Annotated in this window: 17 protein-coding genes; 16 read left to right on the top strand and 1 reads right to left on the bottom strand. The window is 44.4% G+C overall.

The annotated features are described in order from the left end of the window. Nucleotides 1-25: 25 nt before the first annotated feature. The 8 genes from deoB (at nt 26) to M3152_RS08460 (ending at nt 8,530) form a co-directional block, all read left to right on the top strand. On the top strand, nt 26-1,219 hold the full coding sequence (gene deoB, locus M3152_RS08495) for a phosphopentomutase (protein ID WP_251694713.1): 1,194 nt from the start codon (nt 26-28) through the stop codon (nt 1,217-1,219). A 14-nt stretch (nt 1,220-1,233) separates the two neighbouring features. After that, entirely contained in the window at nt 1,234-2,532 is a 1,299-nt protein-coding gene (locus M3152_RS08490) for a pyrimidine-nucleoside phosphorylase (protein WP_251695292.1), read from the top strand. An 851-nt stretch (nt 2,533-3,383) separates the two neighbouring features. Beyond that, on the top strand, nt 3,384-3,734 hold the full coding sequence (locus M3152_RS08485; protein WP_251694712.1) for an anti-sigma factor antagonist: 351 nt from the start codon (nt 3,384-3,386) through the stop codon (nt 3,732-3,734). Next, the gene (gene spoIIAB, locus M3152_RS08480) at nt 3,724-4,170 is read left to right on the top strand and encodes an anti-sigma F factor (protein WP_251624179.1); all 447 of its coding nucleotides are present in this window, start codon (nt 3,724-3,726) and stop codon (nt 4,168-4,170) included. The genes M3152_RS08485 and spoIIAB overlap by 11 nt, the downstream gene beginning before the upstream one ends. Before the next feature lie 3 nt (nt 4,171-4,173). Beyond that, the gene (locus M3152_RS08475; protein WP_251694711.1) at nt 4,174-4,950 is read left to right on the top strand and encodes a SigF/SigG family RNA polymerase sporulation sigma factor; all 777 of its coding nucleotides are present in this window, start codon (nt 4,174-4,176) and stop codon (nt 4,948-4,950) included. A 14-nt stretch (nt 4,951-4,964) separates the two neighbouring features. After that, entirely contained in the window at nt 4,965-6,413 is a 1,449-nt protein-coding gene (locus M3152_RS08470; protein ID WP_251694710.1) for a spore germination protein, read from the top strand. Between the two features lie 59 nt (nt 6,414-6,472). Further along, complete coding sequence (gene lysA / locus M3152_RS08465; protein WP_251694709.1) at nt 6,473-7,801, top strand: diaminopimelate decarboxylase; 1,329 nt, start codon at nt 6,473-6,475, stop codon at nt 7,799-7,801. A gap of 360 nt (nt 7,802-8,161) precedes the next feature. After that, nucleotides 8,162-8,530, top strand: coding sequence for a GNAT family N-acetyltransferase (locus M3152_RS08460; protein WP_251695291.1), 369 nt, complete (start codon nt 8,162-8,164; stop codon nt 8,528-8,530). Between the two features lie 14 nt (nt 8,531-8,544). Here M3152_RS08460 and M3152_RS08455 read toward each other — a convergent pair whose 3' ends face one another. Then, complete coding sequence (locus M3152_RS08455; protein ID WP_251694708.1) at nt 8,545-9,057, bottom strand: DUF309 domain-containing protein; 513 nt, start codon at nt 9,055-9,057, stop codon at nt 8,545-8,547. A 54-nt stretch (nt 9,058-9,111) separates the two neighbouring features. Here M3152_RS08455 and M3152_RS08450 point away from each other — a divergent pair, with 54 nt between their 5' ends. From M3152_RS08450 to M3152_RS08415, 8 genes are all read left to right on the top strand, one after another. Beyond that, the gene (locus M3152_RS08450) at nt 9,112-9,876 is read left to right on the top strand and encodes a segregation/condensation protein A (protein ID WP_251694707.1); all 765 of its coding nucleotides are present in this window, start codon (nt 9,112-9,114) and stop codon (nt 9,874-9,876) included. Then, a complete protein-coding gene (scpB, locus tag M3152_RS08445; RefSeq protein ID WP_410055841.1) occupies nt 9,857-10,474 on the top strand; it encodes an SMC-Scp complex subunit ScpB in 618 nt (205 codons plus the stop codon). The genes M3152_RS08450 and scpB overlap by 20 nt, the downstream gene beginning before the upstream one ends. Beyond that, nucleotides 10,471-11,469: a D-alanyl-D-alanine carboxypeptidase family protein gene (locus M3152_RS08440; protein ID WP_251694706.1), complete on the top strand. Its 999-nt coding sequence runs from the start codon at nt 10,471-10,473 to the stop codon at nt 11,467-11,469. The genes scpB and M3152_RS08440 overlap by 4 nt, the downstream gene beginning before the upstream one ends. A 117-nt stretch (nt 11,470-11,586) precedes the next feature. Beyond that, nucleotides 11,587-12,318, top strand: coding sequence for a pseudouridine synthase (locus M3152_RS08435; RefSeq protein WP_251694705.1), 732 nt, complete (start codon nt 11,587-11,589; stop codon nt 12,316-12,318). 234 nt (nt 12,319-12,552) lie between these two features. Further along, nucleotides 12,553-13,083 (top strand): thiol-disulfide oxidoreductase ResA, encoded by a 531-nt coding sequence (gene resA, locus M3152_RS08430; RefSeq protein WP_251694704.1) that lies wholly within the window; start codon nt 12,553-12,555, stop codon nt 13,081-13,083. A gap of 16 nt (nt 13,084-13,099) precedes the next feature. Next, nucleotides 13,100-14,752, top strand: coding sequence for a cytochrome c biogenesis protein ResB (gene resB / locus M3152_RS08425; RefSeq protein WP_251694703.1), 1,653 nt, complete (start codon nt 13,100-13,102; stop codon nt 14,750-14,752). A 2-nt stretch (nt 14,753-14,754) separates the two neighbouring features. Further along, on the top strand, nt 14,755-15,939 hold the full coding sequence (gene ccsB / locus M3152_RS08420; RefSeq protein WP_251694702.1) for a c-type cytochrome biogenesis protein CcsB: 1,185 nt from the start codon (nt 14,755-14,757) through the stop codon (nt 15,937-15,939). A 103-nt stretch (nt 15,940-16,042) separates the two neighbouring features. After that, the gene (locus tag M3152_RS08415) at nt 16,043-16,762 is read left to right on the top strand and encodes a response regulator transcription factor (protein WP_251694701.1); all 720 of its coding nucleotides are present in this window, start codon (nt 16,043-16,045) and stop codon (nt 16,760-16,762) included. Nucleotides 16,763-16,787 lie beyond the last annotated feature (25 nt).

The raw sequence follows: 16,787 nt of genomic DNA, 5'->3' as shown, positions 1-16,787 counted from the left end.
AAATATGACTACTGGAGGTTTGGATATGGAAGAAACGAAATTTAAACGCATACATTTGATCGTTCTGGATTCTGTTGGAATTGGTGAATCGCCAGACGCTCATTTATTCGGAGATCAAGGCGCAGATACGCTTGGCCATATTGGTGAAGAAATGGGCGGATTGAAAATGCCGAATATGGGGCGGCTTGGCCTTTCGAACATCAAGGAAATCAAAGGCATTGCGGTTGAAGCTAATCCGGTCGGCATTTATGGAATGATGCAGGAAGCGTCCGTAGGTAAAGACACGATGACAGGCCATTGGGAAATGATGGGCTTGAACATAACTAAGCCTTTCAAAGTCTACCCGAATGGATTCCCTCAAGAGCTTATCGATGAGCTCGAAAAACGGACAGGGAGAAAAGTGATTGGCAATAAACCGGCGAGCGGCACGGGAATCATTGATGAGCTAGGTCCGGAACATATGGAAACAGGCGCGATCATCGTCTATACATCCGCAGATCCAGTATTGCAAATTGCAGCTCATGAAGGGATCATTCCGATTGAAGAGCAGTATCGCATTTGTGAAATTGCCCGTGAACTAACGTTGGATCCTGAATTCCTAGTTGGCCGCGTCATCGCAAGACCGTTTGTCGGAGAACCTGGAAATTTCACCCGTACGACAAATCGTCATGACTATGCATTGAAGCCATTCGGAAGAACGGTCATGACTGAACTGAAGGACGCTGGGAAAGCAGTCATTGCCGTCGGAAAAATTTCCGATATCTTCAATGGCGATGGTGTAACAGAAGCAGTTCGGACGATAAGCAATATGGACGGCGTCGACAAATTGGTCGAGGTTATGAATTCCGAATTTACTGGCTTGAGCTTTACAAATCTCGTCGATTTTGATGCGTTATTTGGGCATCGGAGAGATCCGATCGGTTATGGTAACGCATTGCAGGAATTCGATGCGCGCTTACCGGAAATTATCAAGTCATTGAAACAGGATGATTTGTTAATCATCACAGCAGATCATGGTAATGATCCAGTGCATAGCGGAACTGACCATACAAGAGAGTATGTTCCATTGCTTATGTACTCACCAGCTATCAAAGGTGGAGGCGAATTGCCATTGCGGAAGACATTTTCAGATATTGGTGCAACGATTGCCGATAACTTCAACGTGAAAGCTCCAGAGTTCGGAGAAAGCTTTTTAAGTTCATTAACGGAAAAGGTGTGATGATTGTGTTCAGGATGGTTGATATCATCGAGAAAAAAAGAGATGGGGAAATGCTTTCCAAGGAGGAAATCACTTTTTTCATCAACGGCTATACAGACGGATCCATTCCGGATTATCAAGCGAGCGCCCTATTGATGGCGATCTATTTTCAAGGCATGACGCCTGAGGAACAGGGCCACCTGACGATTGCGATGGCTGAATCGGGCGACCAGATTGATCTGTCGGCGATTGAAGGGTTGAAGGTCGACAAACATTCAACCGGCGGCGTCGGCGATACGACTACATTGATCCTGGCACCTTTAGTGGCAGCTTGTGGCGTGCCAGTTGCAAAAATGAGCGGCCGCGGCCTTGGACATACAGGAGGCACGCTTGATAAGCTTGAAGCGATCGAAGGATTCCATATCGAGCTTTCAGAGGAGCAGTTCGTCAAACAAGTGAATGAGTTGAAGGTCGCTGTCATCGGACAAAGTGGCAATTTGACGCCTGCTGACAAAAACTTGTATTCCTTACGGGACGTAACAGCAACGGTCAGCAGCATACCGCTTATTGCCAGCTCCATCATGAGCAAGAAGATAGCAGCGGGAGCGGACGCAATCGTGTTGGACGTAAAAACAGGCGATGGTGCATTCATGAAGACATTGGAAGATGCCGAAGCTCTTGCACATTCCATGGTAGCAATCGGCCGCCAAGTCGGAAGAAACACAATGGCAGTCATTTCAGACATGAGCCAGCCTCTAGGTTATGCAATTGGAAACTCGCTTGAAGTAAAAGAAGCCATCGATACACTGAAAGGCGAGGGTCCTGAAGACTTAACAGAGCTTTGCCTCGTCCTAGGAAGCAAAATGATCGTTGCCGGCGAGAAGGCGAAAACCGTAGAAGAAGCACGCGCAATGCTCGAAGCAGTCATCAAAGACGGTTCCGCGCTGAATCTATTCGGTAAATTGATCGAAGCACAAGGCGGAGACGCCCGGATTGTCCACGATCCATCATTGCTCCCTTCAGCAAAATTCCAAATCGAAGTCCCTGCTTCAAAATCAGGAACGATATCCAAGATGGAAGCGGACGAAATCGGAGTCGCAGCTATGCTTCTAGGAGCTGGAAGAGCAACAAAAGACGACGTCATCGATCTAGCTGTCGGCATCGTCCTGAAGAAAAAAATCGGGGACAAAGTAACAGCTGGCGAACCGCTTGCCATTATCCACACAAACCGGGAAGACGTTGCAAAATCCATAGAACTAATTCAAGAACACATCCACATTTCAGATCAAGCACAAGCAAAACCAACCTTGATCCACGAAATGATTACAGGTTGATGCTTATTTAACATAGGACTGCCTCGGAAAGATCGATAAATCGACTTTCCGAGGCAGTTTTTTTATGTGAGATTGCGTTTTACGATCACTGTAGAGGATTCCTGACTAATAGGAATTTCCGTTGATTGAAGCGTAAGGCGGCGCATCTGGGGGGGGAGCAAACGCAGCACTGTGAGTAGAAGGTCCAGGATGCCTTAATTTCTGCGAAGTACGCACAAATTAAGGCAAATGGAACACTACTCTATTCGTTTGGCTCACCGGCCGCCCCTTGGCACATATGACCTTGCGAAAAAACTGTTTGTCGGGTCTATTTGGCATATTCATTTTTATTTATGTAGGGGCACCAGTTGCTTGTAGTGCAGGTGCTCGACTCCTGCGGGAATAGCATGAGCCTTGAGACCCCGCAGGGCGCATGCCTTTCGCGACCCTAAAGGAGCAGAATAAGAATGCCTTAATTTCTGCAAAAGCGCAGAAATACGGCAAATCGAACCCTTCGCTGTTCGATTGGCTCAAGCCATGCCCGCGGAAAGCGAGCGCTGGAACGGAAAGCAACAGTATATAGACAAGACTCTGCACTTTTATTTCATTCAAGTAGAAAAGTACTAGTAAAACACTTGACTACAGGTAAGAAAGCGTCCGCCCGAAGCGAAAATCAACATTGCTACAATTCAAAAGAGAAGTGAGCTATTTATTCCTAACATGTGTAAACCGTCCTAAAAATGGATAGACTTTTTCAGGTAGAATGCTTTGTCGAAAGATAGGAAAAACACAAAGTTACTGACTAGTTATGTCAGGTGAAAGGAATTCCCTTGCCCAATGTTGAATTAATCTGCATGAAGGAGGGATTCAGCATGGCTGATATTAAACAAATTGATAGCATTGTGGTCGTAACATTAGCAGGGGAGTTGGACAATCTTGAAGCAAACAGGATCCGTTCCACTATCACATCTTCAATCTTCACAGGGAAAGTGAAAGGGGTCATCTGGGACTTGAGCCGACTCGGATTCATGGATAGCGCAGGCATCGGGCTTATACTTGGCAGGATGCGTGATTTGGCACCGTTCAATGGAGAGACTCTAATCTTGAACCCGTCTCCGACAATGGAGAAAATCTTCAATTTTTCCGGCTTAGGTTCCAACATCAGACATGGCTCGGTCGACAGTGTAATTGGTGAAATCGGAGGGGTCTTACATGAGAAATGAAATGACATTATCATTTGTTGCAATCGAAGAAAATGAAGCGCTGGCGAGGATGGCGATGACTTGTTTTATCACGCCATTGGACCCGACCCTTGAAGAAATATCGGAATTCAAGACAATCGTATCGGAAGCCGTCACCAATGCCATCATCCACGGTTATGAAAATGATGGAAAAAGCATGGTTACGATCCATGCAGTAATTGATGAAAATAAGGTGACGATGACAGTCGAAGATAAGGGTGGAGGAATTTTTGACGTTCAACAGGCGATGGAGCCAATGTTTACGACAAAACCACTCATGGAACGATCAGGAATGGGATTTACGATCATGGAAAGCTTTTCGGACAATCTCTCAGTAGAATCGTCCTTTGGAAATGGAACGGTAGTGCGGTTCGAGAAAACGTTTTCTCCGGTCACGGAAGCAAGCAGAATGAGGTGACCGATGGATACATCAGTTGAGCGACAAGATGCCCTATTGTCACAGGAGAAAATGAGAGTGCTCATCCAGCAATCTCAGGATGGCGATAAAGATGCGAGAAGAATGATGGTTGAAGGGAATACGAGGCTCGTCTGGTCAATCGTTCAACGATTTGCATCCCGGGGAGCCGACCTGGAAGATCTATTCCAAATCGGATGCATAGGCCTTATGAAATCGATTGATAAATTCGATCTATCCTATGAGGTGAAGTTTTCCACGTATGCCGTACCGATGATTGTAGGGGAAATACAACGTTTCCTTCGGGACGATGGCATGGTGAAAGTGAGCAGGTCGATTCGTGAATTGAGTTTTAAAATACGTCACGCGACGGACGACTACGTTAAAAACCACGGAAGATCGCCTTCCGTTTCTGAGATCGCCGAAGTGTTAGATGTATCGATCGATGAAGTCATTCTCGCATCGGATGCATTGCGAGATCCCGCATCCCTTCATGAGCAGCTATACGAAAATGAAGGTGACAGTTTAACATTGATGGACCAGTTGAGGGATGACCGTTCAGAGAGGTTCTTCGATCATATACCGCTCCGGGACGTTGTATCCAAGCTCAATAAACGGGACCAGACAATCATTTATATGCGGTATTACTTGGACTATACGCAAAGTGACATCGCTGAACGCATCGGCATTTCGCAAGTGCAAGTTTCCAGGTTGGAGAAGAAGATATTAGCCCAGTTGAAGACATGGATGAGTTCACAACCAGAGGAAAGTGAAGCAAAGTGAGGACGGAATAATACATGGCCAAGTTATTTACATCTTTGAAAGACGGAGAAGAGTGGTTCCATAGTAAATTCGGTGAAAATGAAACATTCGATGCTACGGCGAAAACCGTCCATTTATGGGGGATGCCTGCATTATTGCTTTACATTAACGGACTTGTCGATGGAAACATTTTGACGACGTTGCTAACGGAAATGCAAGAAGGCTTAAAACCCGAAGAGGAAAACAGGGATGATCCAGCGTGGTTTCTTACGTATTTCCCTTACTATGCCTTGTCGGATGTCGATGAGAAAGAGAAACTGCTCAATAATGTATTAAGTGGACAGGTAGGCTTCGTGCTCCCCGATGGTTTTGTATTCATCGGGGATATCCGAAGTTATCCTGGAAGGTCACCTGAAGAGCCGGACACTGAAAAAGTCATCCGCGGATCTAGAGATGGCTTTACAGAAAACATCATTACAAATACAGCTCTTGTCAGAAGGCGACTAAAGACGGAAAATCTCCGTTTTGAAATGCACCAAACGACTGTGAATGGCAAGACCGATGTCGCCATCACATTCATGAAAGGGGCTGCCAGTGAGGAGCACCTCTCCTACATCCGGAAAAGACTGGATGAAATTAAACATGATGGATTGACAATGACAGATAAATCATTGGAAGAATTCCTATTTAAGCAACGATTCCACCCGATGCCATTCGTCCGCTTCACTGAACGGCCGGATATTTGCGCCGCGCATCTTCTTGAAGGCCATATCGCAATTATAGTCGATACATCCCCTTCAGTCATTTTGGTACCAACGACCATATTTCATCATTTGCAACATGCTGAGGAATATCGGCAAGCACCGTTCATCGGTACGTTTGTGAGATGGGTCCGTCTGATTGGTGCGTCGCTCAGTCTATTATTGCTTCCGTTTTGGTATTTACTTGCTACATATCAACAATACTTACCGATTTCACTTAGTTATATCGGTCCGAATGATCCGGGATCCGTCCCTCTTCTCGTACAATTATTAATTGCAGACATCGGCATAGAAGTCTTACGGATGGCCGCTATACACACCCCTTCTCCGATGACGACTGCCATGGGACTCGTTGCAGCAATTGTAATCGGCCAAGTGGCGATAGATGTCGGTCTATTTACTGGAGAAGTCATACTGTACGTTGCTGTGAGCGCTATCTTCACATTTGCGATTCCATCGTTCGAATTGAGCATTACAACGAAAGTGTTCAGGATCTTCATACTTATTTTGACGGGAATTCTTGGAGCTCCTGGGTTTTTCTTGAGCATCGCTATTCTGTTTTATTATTTGGCATCCCTCAAGCCAATGGGAACACCATACTTATGGCCAGCGGTTCCGTTTTTCCCTGAGGCAATGAAGCGTGTATTGATCCGTTATCCTATGACGATGGATGCGCCGAGGCCTTATATTACGAAAGCTCCTGACCGGAATAGGCTTTCGTAGATTGATTCCTGCCTTCCAGTTATGATAAAGTTTTAACAACATGACTTGGAGGAATGAATATGCATCTATATGGAACTCAATCGGTGAACAATCTGGGCCACTTGACGATAGGCGGAGTAGATACAGTAGATCTTGCACATATGTATGGCACACCATTGCTCGTTTATGATGTTGCTCTATTCAAGGAACGTGCGATTGCATTCCAGGAAACATTTGCAAAGGCTGGAATCGTTGCGCAGGTAGCATATGCAAGTAAAGCATTTTCTTCTATAGCCATCTATGAACTTGCTAAGCAAATGGGGCTATCACTGGATGTTGTATCAGGCGGAGAGCTTTATACGGCGGCAGCTGCAGATTTCCCGCGAGAAAAGATTCATTTTCACGGAAATAACAAAAGTTATACAGAACTGCAATTCGCTTTTGATGAAAAAATCGGATGCATCGTAGTCGATAACTTCCTGGAAATCGAAATGCTTAAGGAGATTTCAGAATCGCGCAAGGAGAAGATGAATGTTCTGCTGCGTGTCACTCCAGGTGTTGATGCTTCAACCCATGACTATATTACAACTGGTCAAGAGGATTCGAAATTCGGCTTTGATTTAAAGAATGGCCAAGCGGATGATGCTTTCCTCAAGCTTTTTAATCATCCATATATTACTGTACTCGGATTACATTGCCATATCGGTTCCCAAATTTTTGAAACAGAAGCATTCCGTTTCGCAGCGGAAGCGCTGATGGTGAAAATGATTGAGTGGCGGGAGAAATTTAAATTCGTATGTACAGTGCTCAATTTAGGTGGGGGTTTCGGCATCAAGTATACGGTCGAGGATACACCGCTTCATCCTTCCGCCTATGTTGAGGAAATGGAGGATGTTGTGCTATCGATGTCACGAAAAGCAAATTATCCATTACCGGAAATTTGGATTGAGCCTGGTAGATCGCTTGTTGGAGACGCAGGCACGACACTATATACGGCAGGCAGTAGCAAGGAAGTTCCAGGTATAAGGACTTATGTGGCAGTCGATGGAGGCATGTCTGATAATATCCGTCCAGCTCTATACCAGGCGAAGTATACAGCTGCTACGGCGAACAGAATGTTGGATCCTCATGCCGACAAAGTGACAATCGCTGGGAAGTGCTGTGAATCAGGAGATAAATTGATTGAAGATGCGTATATTGCCGAACCTGCAGAAGGGGATCTCATTGCCGTTTTCTGTACAGGGGCTTACACGTACTCCATGGCAAGCAATTATAATCGACTTCCAAAGCCTGCAATCGTATTTTGCGAAAACGGCCAGCATCAATTGGTAGTCCGCAGGGAAACATATGAAGATGTTATCAGGTTGGACATTCCTCTACAGAGGACAGAGCAGGAAATCCCAACATGAAAAAGCGCAATATGATGCTTTTCCTGCTCATAGTCATTGCTGCAGCCATTTGGGGAGTAGTATACTGGTACTTTATTGCCCCCTTTGCAGGACCGAATAAATGAACTTTCTCGATCATTGAAAAAGCCTTAGGTATCATGTACGATAAGGGAAACTTCACTCAGTGGTGGTTCCTTTCATCCACCACTGAGTGTTAGTTGAACCGATCGGGCATATACTGGCAGTTGAACTCCCACTCTGGTGGGAGTCTTACTGCCAGTTAATGCGGGATAATCATAATCCGGCATAGGTCTTCTGAAAAATGAAGGACAGCCTTATTGCCGAAGCCTGAGGATTTTTTGAAAAGAAGGGATTTCAATGATGCTTTTACGATACAAAAAGGCGTATGAGAAAATCGCCATGGGCTTGCTTTCTTATATGCCCGGAGAAAAGTCTGTGAAAAAATTGCAAGAAACGATTCATCAGTACGAAAATGAGGAAAATTGGCAGTTATTCCTTTTGAAGCAAGAGGAAGATATCATCGGCCTCGTCGGAATCATCTTGGACGCAGATTCGTATACCGTAATGCACCTTTCTGTCAACCCTTCGTTCCGGGGAGAAGGGATCGGCAGCGAAATAATCACGAAGCTCGGAGATCTTTTTCCTGACTTGGAATGTAAGAGCAATGAGGAAACAGAATCGTTCTTGAGAAAATGCCGTCAAAAGGAAGAAACACAACTAGACGAATGAGGAAAAGGCGCAGATCAATGTGGTCTGCGCCTTTTCTTTTCGCGTTCCTCAAGAATATCGGAACGATCCCGTAGCATATGTTTATGAATGACAGTATCGCTTCCAAACGGAAGAAGCTCCATAGTAGAAGCGTTCTTATCAACTGACTGTTGAAGGGTTTCTGATTTCAAATATATTTGGAACGGGGAAAACGGCTCACCATTTTTCAATTTATTAACAGACCTGGCCGTATCTTGTACAAGCCGTTCATAATCGATATCTTCAGTATATCGACTGTCAAACTTATGGAAGTCGAGCATTTTGTTTTCAGCTTTTACAAGGGTGCGGTATGCTCCCTCTACATTCCCCCTTCTCCAATGGTAGAGCCCTGTCGATAAAAGGATTAAAGCGGTAAGCGGATGGTCTTTCGTATATCCAGGTATGGATTTCCAATACTCTTCAAGCACTTCGTGACATTCGAAGTAATCTTGATTCCTATTGAAATAAACAATAAAATTCAAGAATAGCGGATGATGATATGGATTCATACAAATCATTCCTTTCTATATGGTGAAGCAATAATGCGTACAGGAGGAGTCCCATTGACTTATAAAGTGAAATTGGAGGCATTTGAAGGGCCTCTAGATCTATTATTACATTTAATCAACCGACTTGAAATCGATATCTATGATATCCCGATGGCAGAGCTGACAAATCAGTACATAGAGCATCTTCACGCAATGCGTGTTTTGGAACTTGACGAACTAAGTGAGTACTTGGTACTTGCGGCCACTTTACTTGAGATCAAAAGTAAAATGCTATTGCCTGTACATGAGGGCGAAGCATTGGATGAAGACTCGGAATTCGATTTCGAGGAAGATCCGCGGGATGAATTAGTCGCCCGTCTCATAGAATACAAAAAGTACAAAGAAGCAGCCAATTCCTTACTCGAATCAGCAGAAGATCGGGCGGATCATTTCACGAAACTGCCAGGAGACTTATCGGAATATGGTGAGGTAACTGCAACGGTTCCGGAAGAAAAGATGAATGTTTTCGATTTGATCGGTGCATTCCAGAAAATGCTCGAGAGAAAGAAACTGCGTGCACCATTGACCGCAAATATTGCAAAAACAGAGCTTTCGGTAAGTGAAAAAATGGACAACATCATGATATCGCTTGAAAGGCTTGGCGGAAGCTGCGATTTTGAAAGTTTATTTGAACAAGAAGACATAGAAGATTTAGTCGTGACATTCCTCTCGTTATTGGAATTGATGAAACGGCTAGATATTATCGTTAGGCAAGAAAATAATTTCGGTAAAATGACAGTCATGGTTGGAGGGGAAGAGAATGATGGAAAAAAACGATGAACGGCTCATTGGAATGTTGGAAAGCTTTTTATTCATAGCGGGAGATGATGGGTTGACATTAAGTCAGATCGCCTCACTGCTTCAAATAGAAACTGATGTGGCGGCTGAAATCACTGAAAGACTGCGTGTGAATTATGAGGATAGACCAGACTCGGGAATTACACTCAGGCTATACGGAGGTCACTACAGGCTAGTGACGAAAGCCGAGTTCGCTGATGATATTCTTAGGATGCTCGAAAATCCGGCACGCAATTCGATTACACAAGCCTCAATGGAAGTGTTGGCAATCATTGCTTACAAGCAGCCTGTTACACGTATAGAAATTGACGATTTGCGTGGTGTGAAGTCTGACGGTCCGATCCAGACTCTCGTTGCAAAAGGTTTCATTATGGAAAAAGGACGTATGGAAGGCAGCGGAAGGCCAATACTTTACGGGACGACTGATTTATTTTTGGACAGATTCGGTCTGGAGTCGATCGATATGCTTCCTCCATTAGTTGAGGGGGAAGATGAAGAATCATTCGGAGATACAGATCTATTCATGACGAAATTCCAAGAAGCATTTGAGATGACAGAAGAAGGAGGAAACAGTGATTGAGGCATGCAGTAGCCATTGTACTATTCTTATCGGTCTTATTGACTGCAGTACCGAAAGAAGCGGCGTCTGGAAGTGCATGGGTTGTTATCGACGCAGAGACAGGACGTCTATTAAGCGGGTCAAATGAAAATCTTCAATTGCCGATAGCAAGTCTGACGAAAATCTGGACAGCCTTGACATTCATTGAAAGCGGAGCCGAGGAAGGTGAAATTGTCATATCACCTGCGGCTGCCTCTGCTGAGGGTTCTTCCATTTACTTGGAACATGGCACGCGAATAGATGCAGATGCATTGTTATATGGACTTATGCTGCGATCCGGAAATGATGCTGCATATGCACTTGCTGAACATGCTGGCGGCTCGGTAGACGGATTTGTCGACTTGATGAATAGTAAAGCTGAATTGTATGGCTTAGAACATACTACATTCATGAACCCGTCAGGCCTTCATGATGATCGGCATTTGTCAACTGCATATGAGACGGCATTAATGCTTTATTTTGCTATGAAGAATGATAAGTTCCATAAAATTGCTTCATCGGAAAACTTCATCTATCGAAAAGGTGACGAGGTAAGAAGCTGGCGGAATAAACATCGTTTAATCCATACAAATGACTATGTCATCGCTGGCAAGACTGGATTCACGAAAGCAGCGGGCAGGACTCTTGCAACTTACTTCGAAAAGGATGGTAAGAAACTAATCGTCGTCACGTTGAATAATGGGAACGACTGGAACACACATGAGCAATTGGCCAATGAGACATTCCGGAAATTCGAGAACGTCACTGTTGCGAAGAAAGGTAAATACCGTATTCTTCCAGGGGTGAATGGAGAATTGAAGAAGCCGATTGTCCTTTTATTGAATGAGGATGAATTAGAAAAAGTATCCCATGTCGTCTATATTCCGCGGAAGAATGATCGGACAGTAAAAGGGACATGGGCTGTATCACTAGATAATGAATTGCTGGTTACAGCTGAAATTGAGATTCGGAAATGAATTATTCAGCATTTGAACATGAAGTAATTAGGGAAGACTGACTGTAATTAGGTCGGTCTTCTTTTCATTTGCATTGAAATGTGACATAATTTTTTGAGGTAGAAAGAAGGTGACGAGTTGGAAAGATTACAAAAAGTATTAGCACAGGCGGGAGTTGCATCCCGAAGAAAAGCGGAAACACTCATCGTTGAGGGAAAAGTGAAAGTGAATGGCAAGGTTGTAACTGAATTGGGTACAAAAGTTACACGCGCAGACCGTGTGGAAGTCGAAGGTGTGGAGTTGGTCAAAGAGCAATTCGTCTATTATTTGCTATACAAACCTAGAGGCTATATTTCGACGGTCAGTGATGAAAAAGGGAGAAAAACGGTTCTCGACCTGCTTCCGATGGTGGAAGAAAGAATTTTCCCTGTAGGAAGATTGGATTTTGATACGTCAGGAATTATCATCATGACAAATGATGGTGACTTCTCCTATCTGATGACTCATCCGAAGTTCGGTATCCAAAAGAAGTACGTTGCAAAAGTGAAAGGAATACCTGAACGGGATGCATTAAAGAGATTAGAACGCGGCATCGAACTTGAGGATGGCATGACTGCCCCTGCCCGAGTGAAAATGCAGTCATTCGACAAGAAGACAGGAACTGCACTTGTTGAGATCACCATCCATGAAGGGCGAAACCGCCAAGTCCGGAGAATGTTCGACGCGATCGGGTGCCCGGTTCAAAAACTGAGACGGGAGTCTTTCGCGATGTTGACGACGCACGGATTGAATGCGGGAGAGGCGCGTGAATTGACAACCCATGAAGTAAAGCAATTGCGCGTTCTTGCTGAAACCGGGAAAATCGGATAAACGTGCATTGCACGTTTGTTCCGTCTAGACTCCGGGTGGCAACTGCTCGGGTCATAAGTCAGCTCCGCTGCACGGCAAAGAGCGCCGTTTCGCAGATCAAACTTATGCCTTTCGTAGTTAAGCGCCACCCTGCGCTTTTGAAAAGTTCACAAACCTATCACGACTCCATCAAAATTACGATAATTGTTTTGCTATACTTGGTATAGGAATCTTATTACGATAGGGGGCTGTCAATTGTCAAAGGCGAATAAAAAGCGTACACGCCTCATTTTCCGGGGTGTTGTTTTACTATTGCTTGCATCAGCCATTTTATTTTCCATTTTCTCAAAAGACAAAGTCAAAGTCCTGGCAGTAGGTGACAAAGCCCCGGATTTTGAGCTTGTCGATCTGGATGGGAATAAGCATCGGTTATCCGACTATGCAGGAGAAGGTGTCTTCCTGAACTTTTGGGGAACGTGGTGTCCACCTTGTAAACGGGAAATGCCATACATTGAAAATCAATACCAAGCTTTCAAGGAAAAAGGTGTCCATGTATTGTCAGTGAATATCGCCGAATCCAACCTGAAAGTGGATACGTTCCGTGACCAATATGAACTGACGTTTCCGATCGTCATCGATAAAAACAAGGATGTCAAGGAGCTATATAACATTTTACCGCTTCCAACGACTCTGCTGATCGATAAAGACGGGCGAATCACGAAAATCATCACTGCGGAAATGACGGAGAAGGAAATCATTTCGTACATGGAAAGCATCCAACCTTGATAAGGAGTTCGTACACATGAGTAAAATCAAATGCCAATGCGGTCATGACAACCCATTTGGAACAGTGCTTTGTGAAAAATGCGGCCGTCCGATGACCGAGGAAGCGAAAAACAGTGAAGTCGTAGATATGCGTTATGAAGGGTCTGCGCGCAGATCCCAGACGTATAAACGGTCAATCATCGATAAAATATGGAATTTCTTCTCCAGTGTCAAAATTGGGGTAAGCATTATCATCGCTGTTCTTACCACATCAGCGATCGGTACGCTTTTTCCACAGAAGTTTTATGTACCGGTGAATCAGAATTCACCGGCGGAATTATTAGCATATTATGAACGTCTGTATGGATTTGTAGGTACACTCTATTACAAATTAGGCTTCTATGATATGTATAATAGCTGGTGGTTTAAAATACTGATCGGCATGCTTGGAACTTCCATTATCATTGCGAGTGTCGACAGGGTGATTCCACTTTATAAATCATTGAAGAAGCAACGGACAAAGCGGCATCCGTCATTCATGAAACGGCAACGTATTTACGGTGTTGGCCATTCTCCAAATGTCGATGAGTCACTTGCGAAAGCGGAAGAGAAATTGAAGGGAATGAAATACAACGTAAAGACGGAAAATGGCGCGATTTTGGCCGAAAAGAACCGTTTTTCTCGTTGGGGTCCATATATAAATCATACAGGACTGATCATTTTCCTATTCGGTATCTTATTGCGCGGCATCCCCGGCTTCTATGTTGACCAGACAATGTGGATACGGGAAGGTGAATTGCGATCAATACCTGGTGCTCCGGGCTATTATTTGGAGAACAAGGATTTCAGCATGGAGCTGTATTCAAAGGAAGAGGCCGATGAAGTTTTCGGAACAGCAATCGATCGTGTTGGCACAATTGTGAAATCATATCAGACGGAAGTCTCGTTATACAAAACGAAAGAGAACAACCTACCAGGTTCGACTGATCTGGAACACATCAAAGACTATCCGATTATCGTCAATAAGCCTTTGAAATTTGATGGGTACAACATCTTCCAGATGGATTACCGTCAAGATGAGTTGAAGGCGATGACAATGGAACTGATTGAGAAGGAAACAGGAAAATCATTTGGTGAATTCACTATCGACCTTGACGATCCGGAAGGGATTTATGAACTGAACGATGGGGCACGTGTCGATTTGATCGGCTATTATGCAGATTACGATGGTGTTGAAAATGGCGAACCGGTTTCCAAGTCGCCAATTCCGAACAACCCGGCTTTCATCTTTAATATGATAACTCCTGAGAAACCGCAAGGCGAAAAAAGCTTTGTCGCAATACGGCAAACGCTTGAAACGCAAGAAAATGCGTATAAGGTAAAATTCGTCAGAGCAGATACCCGGGATATTTCCGGCTTGACGATACGAAAAGACAAGACATTATATGTTCTTTTACTTGGCGGACTCATCTTCATGATCGGCGTCATCCAAGGTTCCTATTGGAATCATAGACGTATTTGGATTCAGAAAGGGGAAGGCGAAGAGCTATTGGTAGCCGCCCATACGAATAAAAATTGGTTCTCATTGAAAAAGGATTTGAATGCCGTTAAAGATGTTGCCGGCTTGCCGAACTATGAAGACAGGCAGGATAATGAGTCGTCAACTGAGGAAGAGGAAGGAGAAAAATAATTATGGGATTAGCATCGTTAAGCGCGAATCTGCTTTTAGTCTCTTTCATTGCCTATTTGGTAGCCACCTTGTTTTTTGGTGGAGCAGTGAAAGGCGCTAAATCGGAAGCATCCTATAGAAATCATAGATGGGGAAATGTAGGGATTACAATCACTATCATCGGCTTCATCACCCATCTCGGATATTTCATAACAAGATGGATAGCTTCAGGCCACGCTCCTGTTAGTAATATGTTTGAATTTACAACTGCGTTCGGCATGATGCTTGTAGGGTCTTTCATTCTACTGTTTTTCTTGTATAGAACACCATCCCTTGGATTGTTTGCATTACCGATTGCAATCATTATTATCGGTTACGCAAGCATGTTCCCACGGGAAATTACACCGCTCATACCCGCGCTCCAAAGTTACTGGCTAACTATCCATGTCATAACTGCTGCGCTTGGTGAGTCAATCCTCGCAATCAGTGCGGTGGCGGGACTTATTTACTTATTGAAGAATGTCGATTTGACAAAGCCTTCAAAACAGCGGTTTTGGCTCGAAGCGGTTATGTTCACACTAGTCCTTGTCCTCGGATTCGTCCTATCTTCGACAACATTCAAGTTGACGGGCTATGAAGCGCACTTTACGTATATCGATAAAAACCAGGCGCCTGCAAAAATCGAGTATAATTACCCGCCGTTATTCGGCATGCATGAATATGAAGCCCAAACTCCTGAAGCGATGACTCCGTGGGCCGAAATGCCAGCTATCGTCAACGCAAAAACATTGACGACATTCGTTTGGTCAGTGACTACGGGAGCAATTCTCTATCTTCTATTACGGATTATATTCCGTAAACCAATTGCGGCTGTTTTCCAACCTTTCGCGAAGAAAGCCAGTTCGCAGCTAATGGATGAAATCGGCTATCGTTCCGTTCTCATCGGTTTCCCTGTCTTCACCTTAGGGGCCTTAATCTTTGCGATGATTTGGGCGCATGAAGCCTGGTCCAGGTTCTGGGGGTGGGATCCGAAAGAAGTATGGGCACTTATTACATGGCTATTTTACGCGGCATTCCTCCATCTCCGATTGTCAAAAGGATGGGAAGGGAAAAAATCAGCATGGCTTGCGGTTATCGGATTTGTCATTATCATGTTCAATCTGATTGCCGTGAATTTAATCATTGCCGGTTTGCATTCATACGCGTGAACCGATTGGACTGCACAGAGCCGAAAAGGAGCTGTGCAGTTTCTTTTTTTATGTACAGCTTGTACAATGGGAACAGAAGCGTTGTTGAAAGGGGACATTGAATATGGAAGAGAATGTTAGGCTATTAGTGGTGGACGATGAGGATCGGATTCGCCGACTTTTGAATATGTATTTATCCCGCGAAGGCTTTGAAATCGATGAGGCGGTAGATGGCGCCGAAGCGATCGAAAAGGCGCTTGCTAATCAATATGACTGTATTTTACTCGATTTGATGATGCCTGAAAAAGATGGCCTCGAAGTGTTGCAGGAACTTCGTGACGAAAAGAAAATGACACCTGTCATCCTTTTGACAGCGAAGGGAGAGGAATCCGACCGGGTAGTTGGATTTGAAACAGGCGCAGACGATTACATTGTCAAACCGTTCAGTCCGCGTGAGGTTGTGCTGCGTGTGAAAGCCATTCTGAGAAGATCGGTAACTTTCCCCGACGCAACGGCCACGAACAGTTCGAAAGATCTTGTCGTCTTCCCGCAATTGACAATTGATCATGATGCACACCGGGTGACAGCTGAAGGAAAAGAAGTGAACTTGACACCTAAAGAGTACGAATTGCTTTATTTCCTTGCGAAATCGCCGGATAAGGTGTTCGACCGCGAGCAGTTATTGAAGGAAGTTTGGCACTATGAATTCTTCGGAGATTTACGGACAGTCGATACACATGTGAAAAGACTACGGGAGAAGCTGAGCCGTGTTTCGGAAAGTGCAGCTAAAATGATTGTTACTGTTTGGGGCGTCGGCTATAAATTCGAGGTTCCGAATGAATAGAATATGGAACAAATACCCCGAAAAC

This window comes from Sporosarcina luteola, from assembly GCF_023715245.1.
GTDB classification, from domain to species: domain Bacteria; phylum Bacillota; class Bacilli; order Bacillales_A; family Planococcaceae; genus Sporosarcina; species Sporosarcina luteola_C.
The sequence above is the reverse complement of the archived record's forward strand: the minus strand, read 5'-3'. Positions and strand labels throughout refer to the sequence as shown.

What these genes read in the sequence shown, in the direction of transcription:
- deoB (WP_251694713.1), top strand. Translation starts at nt 26, where the DNA reads ATGGAAGAAACGAAATTTAAACGCATACATTTGATCGTTCTGGATTCT.
- M3152_RS08490 (WP_251695292.1), top strand. Translation starts at nt 1,234, where the DNA reads ATGGTTGATATCATCGAGAAAAAAAGAGATGGGGAAATGCTTTCCAAG.
- M3152_RS08485 (WP_251694712.1), top strand. Translation starts at nt 3,384, where the DNA reads ATGGCTGATATTAAACAAATTGATAGCATTGTGGTCGTAACATTAGCA.
- spoIIAB (WP_251624179.1), top strand. Translation starts at nt 3,724, where the DNA reads ATGAGAAATGAAATGACATTATCATTTGTTGCAATCGAAGAAAATGAA.
- M3152_RS08475 (WP_251694711.1), top strand. Translation starts at nt 4,174, where the DNA reads ATGGATACATCAGTTGAGCGACAAGATGCCCTATTGTCACAGGAGAAA.
- M3152_RS08470 (WP_251694710.1), top strand. Translation starts at nt 4,965, where the DNA reads ATGGCCAAGTTATTTACATCTTTGAAAGACGGAGAAGAGTGGTTCCAT.
- lysA (WP_251694709.1), top strand. Translation starts at nt 6,473, where the DNA reads ATGCATCTATATGGAACTCAATCGGTGAACAATCTGGGCCACTTGACG.
- M3152_RS08460 (WP_251695291.1), top strand. Translation starts at nt 8,162, where the DNA reads ATGCTTTTACGATACAAAAAGGCGTATGAGAAAATCGCCATGGGCTTG.
- M3152_RS08455 (WP_251694708.1), bottom strand. Translation starts at nt 9,057, where the DNA reads ATGAATCCATATCATCATCCGCTATTCTTGAATTTTATTGTTTATTTC.
- scpB (WP_410055841.1), top strand. Translation starts at nt 9,857, where the DNA reads ATGATGGAAAAAAACGATGAACGGCTCATTGGAATGTTGGAAAGCTTT.
- resB (WP_251694703.1), top strand. Translation starts at nt 13,100, where the DNA reads ATGAGTAAAATCAAATGCCAATGCGGTCATGACAACCCATTTGGAACA.
- ccsB (WP_251694702.1), top strand. Translation starts at nt 14,755, where the DNA reads ATGGGATTAGCATCGTTAAGCGCGAATCTGCTTTTAGTCTCTTTCATT.
- M3152_RS08415 (WP_251694701.1), top strand. Translation starts at nt 16,043, where the DNA reads ATGGAAGAGAATGTTAGGCTATTAGTGGTGGACGATGAGGATCGGATT.